7 protein-coding genes are annotated in these 8,430 nt (G+C 72.7%); 2 read left to right on the top strand and 5 right to left on the bottom strand.

The genetic code is table 11. The features are described 5' to 3' along the window. Window positions 1-2,541: methionine synthase (metH, locus tag ACWCSD_RS41570; protein ID WP_449923194.1), on the bottom strand; the 2,541-nt coding region annotated here is incomplete at its 3' end. A gap of 307 nt (window positions 2,542-2,848) precedes the next feature. On the opposite strand from metH, the gene ACWCSD_RS41565 reads away from it, so the two are divergent. Further along, on the top strand, window positions 2,849-3,703 hold the full coding sequence (locus tag ACWCSD_RS41565; RefSeq protein WP_352325653.1) for a PAC2 family protein: 855 nt from the start codon (window positions 2,849-2,851) through the stop codon (window positions 3,701-3,703). A gap of 596 nt (window positions 3,704-4,299) precedes the next feature. On the opposite strand, the gene ACWCSD_RS41560 is transcribed toward ACWCSD_RS41565, so the two are convergent. Both ACWCSD_RS41560 and ACWCSD_RS41555 read right to left on the bottom strand, forming a co-directional pair. Next, window positions 4,300-5,265: a sirohydrochlorin chelatase gene (locus tag ACWCSD_RS41560; protein ID WP_449923190.1), complete on the bottom strand. Its 966-nt coding sequence runs from the start codon at window positions 5,263-5,265 to the stop codon at window positions 4,300-4,302. Next, entirely contained in the window at window positions 5,262-6,554 is a 1,293-nt protein-coding gene (locus tag ACWCSD_RS41555) for a uroporphyrinogen-III synthase (RefSeq protein WP_449923187.1), read from the bottom strand. The genes ACWCSD_RS41560 and ACWCSD_RS41555 overlap by 4 nt, the downstream gene beginning before the upstream one ends. Before the next feature lie 248 nt (window positions 6,555-6,802). On the opposite strand from ACWCSD_RS41555, the gene ACWCSD_RS41550 reads away from it, so the two are divergent. Further along, on the top strand, window positions 6,803-7,267 hold the full coding sequence (locus ACWCSD_RS41550; RefSeq protein WP_352364015.1) for a peptide deformylase: 465 nt from the start codon (window positions 6,803-6,805) through the stop codon (window positions 7,265-7,267). Here ACWCSD_RS41550 and ACWCSD_RS41545 read toward each other — a convergent pair. Continuing rightward, a complete protein-coding gene (locus ACWCSD_RS41545; RefSeq protein WP_449923197.1) occupies window positions 7,203-7,481 on the bottom strand; it encodes a WhiB family transcriptional regulator in 279 nt (92 codons plus the stop codon). The genes ACWCSD_RS41550 and ACWCSD_RS41545 overlap by 65 nt on opposite strands. Window positions 7,482-7,574: 93 nt before the next feature. Next, window positions 7,575-8,430, bottom strand: an 856-nt coding sequence (locus ACWCSD_RS41540) for a glycosyltransferase (RefSeq protein WP_449923182.1), incomplete at its 5' end; no start/stop codon positions are given.

Here is an 8,430-nt window from a genome sequence, read left to right as displayed (position 1 = left end):
CGAGTCCATCAGCCGCAGGCCCTCGAACGCGTCGCGGGCGTAGCGCACCTCGCCCTCGAACAGCTCGGCGAGGTCCTGCTCGACGTAGGCGCGGGTGAGCGCGGCGCCGCCGAGCAGCACCGGGTACTTCTCCGACAGGCCCCTGGAGTTCATCTCCTCCAGGTTCTCCTTCATGATGACCGTCGACTTCACCAGCAGCCCGGACATGCCGATCACGTCGGCCTTCTGCTCGTCGGCGGCCTCCAGGATGGCCGAGACCGGCTGCTTGATGCCGAGGTTGACCACCTGGTAACCGTTGTTGGACAGGATGATGTCCACCAGGTTCTTGCCGATGTCGTGCACGTCGCCCTTGACCGTGGCCAGCACGATGCGGCCCTTGGTCTCGCCCTCGACGCGGTCCATGTGCGGCTCCAGGTAGGCCACGGCGGCCTTCATCACCTCGGCCGACTGCAGCACGAACGGCAGCTGCATCTGGCCGGAGCCGAACAGCTCGCCGACCGTCTTCATGCCGTCGAGCAGCACCTCGTTGATGATCTCCAGCGCGGGCCGCTGGGTGAGCGCGTCGTCGAGGTCGGCCTCCAGGCCCTTGCGCTCGCCGTCGATGATGCGCCGCTTGAGCCGCTCCCACAGCGGCAGCGCGGCCAGCTCCTCGGCCTTGCCGGCGCGCATGGCGGCGGCGTCGACGCCCTCGAACAGGTCCATGAAGCGCTGCAGCGGGTCGTAGCCCTCGCGGCGGCGGTCGTAGACCATGTCGAGCGCGACCTGGCGCTGCTCGTCGGGGATGCGGGCCATCGGCAGGATCTTGGAGGCGTGCACGATGGCGGAGTCGAGGCCGGCGTTGACGCACTCGTTGAGGAACACCGAGTTGAGCACCATGCGGGCGGCCGGGTTGAGGCCGAAGCTGATGTTGGACAGCCCCAGCGTGGTCTGCACGCCCGGGTAGCGGCGCTTGAGCTCGCGGATGGCCTCGATGGTCTCCAGGCCGTCGCGCCTGGTCTCCTCCTGGCCCGTCGCGATGGGGAAGGTCAGGCAGTCGACGATGATGTCCTCGACGCGCATGCCCCAGTTGCCGGTCAGGTCCTCGATGAGGCGGGAGGCCACGCGCACCTTCCAGTCGGCGGTGCGGGCCTGGCCCTCCTCGTCGATGGTCAGCGCGACGACGGCCGCGCCGTGCTCGCGCACCAGGCGCATGATCTTCTGGAAGCGGGAGTCGGGGCCGTCGCCGTCCTCGTAGTTGACGGAGTTGACGGCCGCCCGGCCGCCGAGCATCTCCAGGCCCGCCTGGAGCACGGCGGGCTCGGTGGAGTCGAGCATGATCGGCAGCGTGGAGGCGGTGGCGAAGCGGAAGGCCAGCTCCTTCATGTCGGCCACGCCGTCGCGGCCGACGTAGTCGACGCACAGGTCGAGCATGTGGGCGCCGTCGCGGGCCTGGTCGCGGGCGGTCTCCACGCAGTCGTCCCAGCGGCCCTCCAGCATCGCCTCGCGGAAGGCCTTGGAGCCATTGGTGTTGCAGCGCTCGCCGATGGCCAGGTAGGAGGTGTCCTGGCGGAAGGGGACCGTCTGGTAGAGGGAGGAGGCGCCGGGCTCGGGGTGGGGGCGGCGCGCGACCGGCTCCTTGCCGCGCACCCGCTCGACCACCTGGCGCAGGTGCTCGGGGGTGGTGCCGCAGCAGCCGCCGACCAGCGACAGGCCGTAGTCGCGGGCGAAGGTCTCGTGCGCGTCGGCCAGCTCCTGCGCCGACAGCGGATAGTACGCGCCGTCGGAGGTGAGCACCGGCAGGCCGGCGTTGGGCATGCAGGACAGCTTGAGCCGGGAGTGGCGGGCCAGGTAGCGCAGGTGCTCGCTCATCTCGGCCGGGCCTGTCGCGCAGTTGAGCCCGACGATGTCGACGCCGAGCGGCTCGATCGCGGTGAGCGCGGCGCCGATCTCCGAGCCGAGCAGCATGGCGCCGTTGGTCTCGATCGTCACCTGGGCGATGATCGGGACGTCCCAGCCGGCCGCCTCGACGGCCCGCTTGGCGCCGATGACGGCGGCCTTGACCTGGAGCAGGTCCTGGCAGGTCTCGATGATGAGCGCGTCGGCGCCGCCCGCGATCAGGCCGGCCGCGTTGTCGCGGTAGGCGTCGCGCAGGCTCCGGTAGGGCAGGTGGCCCAGCGTCGGCAGCTTGGTGCCAGGCCCCATCGAGCCGAGGACGAAGCGCGGCTGCTCGGGGGTGGACCAGTGGTCGGCCCGCTCGCGGGCGATGCGGGCGCCGGCCTCGGAGTACTCGAAGACGCGTTCGCCGATGTCGTACTCGCCGAGCGCGGCCAGGTTGGCGCCGAAGGTGTTGGTCTCGACGCAGTCGACGCCGACGGCGAAGTACGCGTCGTGCACGCCCTGGACGATGTCGGGACGGGTGACGTTGAGGACCTCGTTGCAGCCCTCGTGCCCCTCGAAGTCGTCGAGCGTCGGGTCCTGCGCCTGGAGCATCGTGCCCATAGCCCCGTCGGCCACGATCACGCGCTGGGACAACACTTCTCGGAAGGACGGGGAGATGCTCATGCCGTAGAGCTTATCGGCTGAGTCCCGACCGCTTATTCTTCCGCCTGTCAATTGACCCGGCGTCCAATACCGGTGGACCCGTCCGGCTTCCTTCGTGTCGTTCCGGCGGGCGGTCCGCCCCCTTTCGGGGTGATCCGCTAGGGGCGAACGAAAGGGAGGGGTGAGCGCCGTGGGACGGGGGATAGTCGCGTGGTGGGCTGGGCGAAAGGGGTGGGCCGGTGGCTCGGAGCGTTCGCGGGGAGATCGGTGACGCCGACGCCTGCTTACCGCATAGGCTTAGCGCGATGAGGGAGAGAGGAGGCGACACGTGATCGAGCTCGAAGGGCTCCCCGAGCTCGTCGACCCGGTGCTCATTGCCGCGTTCGAGGGGTGGAACGACGCGGGCGAGGCTTCCAGCGGTGTGATCGCCCATCTCGAGTCGTCCTGGAAGGCCGAGCCGCTGATCGCGCTCGACCCCGACGACTACTACGACTTCCAGGTCACCCGTCCCGTGGTGGAGATGGGCGATGGGCTGACCCGGTCCATCGTGTGGCCGACGACGCGGCTGTTCCACGCCCGTCCGCCGGGCAGCGAGCGCGACGTCGTGCTGCTGCGCGGCATCGAGCCCAACATGCGCTGGCGTTCCTTCTGCGCCGACATCATCCAGGTCTGCCGCGAGCTGGGCGTCGAGCTGGCGGTCATGCTGGGCGCGCTGCTCAACGACTCGCCGCACACCCGTCCCGTGCCGATCCTGGGCGGGGCCACCGACGAGGCGCTGGCCCGTTCGACCAACCTGGAGCTCAGCCGCTACGAGGGCCCCACCGGCATCGTCGGCGTGCTCCAGCACGCCTTCGGCGAGGCCGGGCTCGACGCGATCTCGCTGTGGGCCTCGGTCCCCCACTACGTCGCCCAGCCGCCCAACCCGAAGGCCACCCTCGCGCTGCTGCGCCGCATGGAGGACGTGCTGGAGATCCCGATGCCGCTCGGCGACCTCGACGAGGAGGCGCGCGCCTGGGAGCGCGGCGTCGACGAGCTGGCCTCGCAGGACAGCGAGGTGGCCGAATACGTCAAGGAGCTGGAGGAACGCAAGGACGCGGCCGAGCTGCCGGAGGCGAGCGGCGACGCGATCGCCGCCGAGTTCGAGCGCTACCTGCGCCGCCGCGACCGCGACACCGACAGCTGACCCCGGGCTCAGACCACCACACCCGCTGGCCGACTCCTGGGCTCATCCCGGCCCAGACCGTTACACCCGACGACTGACTCCGGGGCATCGCCTGCTCGGGCTGCCCCACTCCAACGGCTGACTCTGGGCCGTTTCGGCCCACGGCCCCCCCAGCCGGCCACTGACTCCGGGGCCCATCCCGTCGCACGCCGTCACACCTGACGGCCTGCCTCCGGAACAGTCTCACGGCACGATCCCCCACCCCCGACCGCTGGCCCGGGGTCATCCCGTCTCAGGCCCTCATGCCTGGCGGCCTGCTCCCGGAGCAGTCCCGCAGCACGGTCCTTCACACCCAGGGGCCGACCCTGCGGGCCGCCTTGGGGGTCAGGGCGGGGCGGTGAGGTCGTGTGGCTTTATCCCAGGCCGCGTTGGGGAGGTCGCGTTTCGCGTCCCCGAGGCCAGGGCTGTGAGGTCGCGCGTGTGCATCGCCGAGGCCGGAAGGTGAGGGATCGCCGGGGTACATGCCAGGCCCGGGAGCTGAGAGGGCGTTCGGCTACAGCTCGGGGAGCGGAAGCGAGGTCGGTCGCTGCATCTCTCCATGCATGTGGGGGCGGGGGTTACGGCCGGGCGGCGGGGGTCGGGTGCGGGTGTCGGTGTGTGAGGGACTGGTCGTAGCGGTGCCAGATGAGGGCGGTCACGGCGGGGTCCGGGGCGAGCGGGGCGGTGACCAGGTCGGCGCCCGAGGCGGTCAGCCGGTCGTGGAAGAAGCCGGGGGCCAGCACGTACGAGGCCACCACCACCCGGCCACGGGACGTCCTGCGCGCCTGGTCCACCGCGTCCGGCAGCGACGGCGTCCCCGAGGCGGCGAAGGCCGCCGTGACCGGCCGCGACAGGCGTACCGAGAGCCGCCGGGCCGCGGCGCGCACGTCTGCGAGCCCGGCGGGGTCGGACGAGCCCGCCGCGCCCAGGATCACCGCGTCGTCGGCGCGCAGCCCCGCCTGGGCCAGCACGCGGACGAGCGCCGAGGTCAGCAGGGCGTGCGGGCCGAGCCGGCCGGCCACCAGCGCGTCCGGACGGCGGGCGGCGACCACCTCGGGCAGGTCGACGTGCACGTGGTAGCCCCCGGCCAGCAGCAACGGCACGACCACCACCGGCCCCGGCACGGCCGGTAGCACGTCGGCGAGCAGCGGCGCGCTGATCTCCAGGAAACTCGGCTCGACCCGACACCCCGGACGCGCCCTGCGGACCGAGCGGGCGAGTGCCGCCAAGGCCCACTCCCCCGCCGCACTCCGCGTACCGTGCGCGGCCAGCACCAGCGTTGGCAGCGCCCCGTCCTCCAGCACGGACGCCCCCACCTGAGCGGGCGCACGCACGACATCGGACGCACTCACGGCGTCAGGCACAGGCGCGACGTAGGACCCGCGCACGAGGACCGGCCCACGCACGAGAGTGGGCCTCCCGTCCGACGTCGAGCCGGGGCTTGCGGGCTGGTCGGAGGTCATGGAGTGGCTGGGCTGGTCGAAGAACATGGGGTCGATGAGCTGGTCGGAGGTCAGGGGGTGGGTGGGCCGGTTGGGGGTCATGGGGTGGGGTCGTGGGGGCAGGCCAGGCGGTAGCCGCGTTTGACGACCGTCTCGACGATGCCGGCCGGCCCCAGGGCGCGGCGCAGCCGGGTGACGGCCATCTCCACCGCGTGCTCGGCCGAGTCCCGGGCCGCGCTGCCCGGCAGCACCGTGCGCAGGTCGGCGCGGGAGACGACGTGGCCCGGCTTGTCGGCCAGGCGTTTGAGCACCGCCATCGGCGCGGGCGGCAGCGGACGCAGGTCGCCGTCCACGACGACGGCGTGGCCGCGCACCTCCAGCCGGTGCCCGCCCGCGACCAGCCGGGTGACGCCGTGCTCGGGCAGGTGCCTGGCCAGCGCGCGGGCCAGGGCGCCGAGACGGGACCGGTCGGGCCGCAGGACGCGTACGCCGCGCGAGGTCAGCGGCTCGGCCGTCACGGGCCCCACGCAGGCGGCCACGACGGGCCCGCCGAACGCGGCCAGCAGCGCGTCCTCCAGCCCGTCGGAGCGGGCCGCGCCGAGCATGGCGTGGACGGCGGGCGCGCTGGTGAAGGCCACCGCGTCCACCGCGCCCGAGACGGCCTGGCTGATCAGGCGGCGCAGGGGCGAGCCGTCGCGGCAGGGCAGCCATCGGTAGACCGGGATCTCGATCACCTCGGCCCCGGCCGCGCGCAGGGCCGCCACGAAGGCGGTGAGCGGCTCGCCGTGCTGTTGGACCGCGATGCGCCGGCCGCGCAGGTCCTGGGCGAGCAGGTGCTCCTTGACCTCGTCGCAGGACTCGGTGACGGGCGTCCAGTGGTCGGTCAGTCCGGCGGCCCGTACGGCTCCCCTGGCCTTGGGGCCGCGGGTGAGCAGGCGGGCCCGGCCGAGGTGGTCGCCCAGGTCGGCGGACAGGCCCCAGCCCTCGGCGGCGGCCATCCAGCCGCGGAAGCCGACGCCGGTGGTGACGACCACGTCGTCCAGGGGGGCCTGGAGGGTGAGCCGGGTGGCGGCGAGCAGGTCGGCGTCCTCGGCCAGGGGCACCAGGCGGATGGCGGGCGCGCTGACGACGCGGGCGCCGCGCCGCGCCAGCAGCGCGGCGAACTCCTCCCGCCGCCGCGTGGCGGTCACCCCGATGGTGAACCCGGCCAGCGCGTCGGGCGCCGTCTCAGGTGACCCTTGGATGAACGCGGCCGGCGCGCCGGACGCCGTCTCGGGAGCCCCTTGGGTGAACCCGGCCGGCGCGTCGGGCGCCGTCCCGGGAGACCCTTGGATGAACCCGGCCGGCGCGTCGGGCGCCGTCCCGGGAGACCCTTCGGAAAGGGCGGTCATGCCGGCACCTCCGGGCAGGTGGGGCCCGGCCGGGCCCCGAGCGCCCGGCCGGGCGTCACAGGCGCGGGCGACGCAAGTGAGATCACCCTCCGATCCTGCTTTCGGGTGGTTTCACCCTTGGGTCTCCGCTGTTACCGCTGTGCTACAAGGCCCGGCCTTCAGGGTTGAGGGGATCCGGCGACGGGAACCGTTCCGCATGACGATCGCGGCGTTTCGGGGAGTTGCGGGTGACGGTCCGGCCTATTCGCGTGTTCGACGATCCGGTGCTCCGCGTGGTGGCGGAGCCGGTGCACGACTTCGACCGGGAGCTGCGGCGCCTGGTGAAGTCGCTGACGCTCACCCTGCGGGCGGGCACGGGCCGTGCGGGCCTGTCGGCCCCGCAGATCGGCGAGCCGGTGCGGGTGCTCGTCTACTCCTACGACGGCCGTTCCGGTCATCTGGTCAACCCGCGGCTGGAGCTGTCGGAGCGGCGGATCACCGCCGACGAGGCGTGCCTGTCGGCGCCGGGCCTCTGGCGTCCGCTGGAACGCTCCTACATGGTCACGGCGCGCGGCCGCGACATGTTCGGCAAGCCGGTGACGCTACGGGCGCTGGGCGTGCTGGCGAGGGTGCTGCAACACGAGGCCGATCATCTCGACGGGGTGCTGTTCAGCGACCACCTCGAAGCTGAGGAGCGGGAACGCTTTCTTGCCGAGGCACTGCCGGCGAGCTGAGCTCACGCCGCTGTTCGGGGTCGGTGCCGCCCCACACGCCGTGCGCCTGCCGGGTGTCCAGCGCGTACTGCAGGCAGGGCCGGCGCACGGGGCACCGGCCGCAGATGGTCTTGGCCTTCTCGACCTGCGAGCGGCCGGGGCCTTCGAGCGAGATCGGGAAGAACAGTTCGGGGTCCAGTTCCAGGCAGGCTGCCCTGCGTGACCAGTTGAGCATCATCATGCCCATCGCGCCTACCCATGCCTTCCGGCGTCATACCTGTCAGATCCCGGCTCGGATCCCGGCTCGGACCTCGACTTGGATCCGGGCTCAGATCTCGGCCAGCAGGCGGTCCCAGTCCCGCAGGAACCTGGGCAGGCCGTAGCGGGCCAGGGCGGCGGCGCGCGCGGCCTTGCCGGCCTGGGCGGCCCGTTCGGGGTCGGTGACGAAGGCGTGCAGGGCGTCGGCCAGCACGTCCACCCTGGTGGAGAGCACCCCGGCCTCCTGCGGCACCGCCTCGACGGCCTCGGTGGTGGCCAGCGCCACGACGGGCATGCCCAGGGTCATGGCCTCGACGAGGGCCAGGCCCAGCGACGTCCAGCGATAGGGGTGCAGGTAGGCGCGTCTGCGGGCCAGGGCGGCGTGCATGACGTGCTGCGGCAGGTCCTCGTAGGTGCCGTACGGCAGGCCGTCCACCTTCATGCCGAACACGTCCAGCGGGACGCGCTCGGCGAAGCGCGGCAGCAGGTCGGTGCCGGCGACCCTGGTACGGCGTACCGGCTCGTTGACCACGACGCCGGCCCTGGCCAGCTCGCCGGTGTACAGGTGGCCGGGGTCGGGGACGCCGTGCTCGATCACGCGGGTGGGCGCCCGGCCGTTGTCCCAGAACAGCTCGTTGAAGTGGGTGACGTGCACGATCGTGACGTCGTCCTGGCCGGACAGCGGGTGCCTGGTCCGCGGGACGTCGCCGGCCGGGGTGTTGTGCTCGACGTACACGCCGGGCGCCGCGCGGCCGAGCCACTCGCGGGCCAGGTCGATCTCGTGCGGCCGCTGGTAGACGACCACGTCGATCGGCTCGTCGTGGAGCCGGTCGTAGGCCACCTCTCGGACGTTGTCCGGCCAGTCGTAGGTGGCGGCGCGCCCCCGGCCGTCGGGACCGCGGCCGGGAACGAGCGGCAGCACGTAG

The sequence above is a fragment of the Nonomuraea sp. NPDC001684 genome (genome assembly GCF_053596515.1).
Note: the sequence above shows the minus strand (reverse complement) of the source record. Positions and strands in the feature narration are given on the sequence as shown.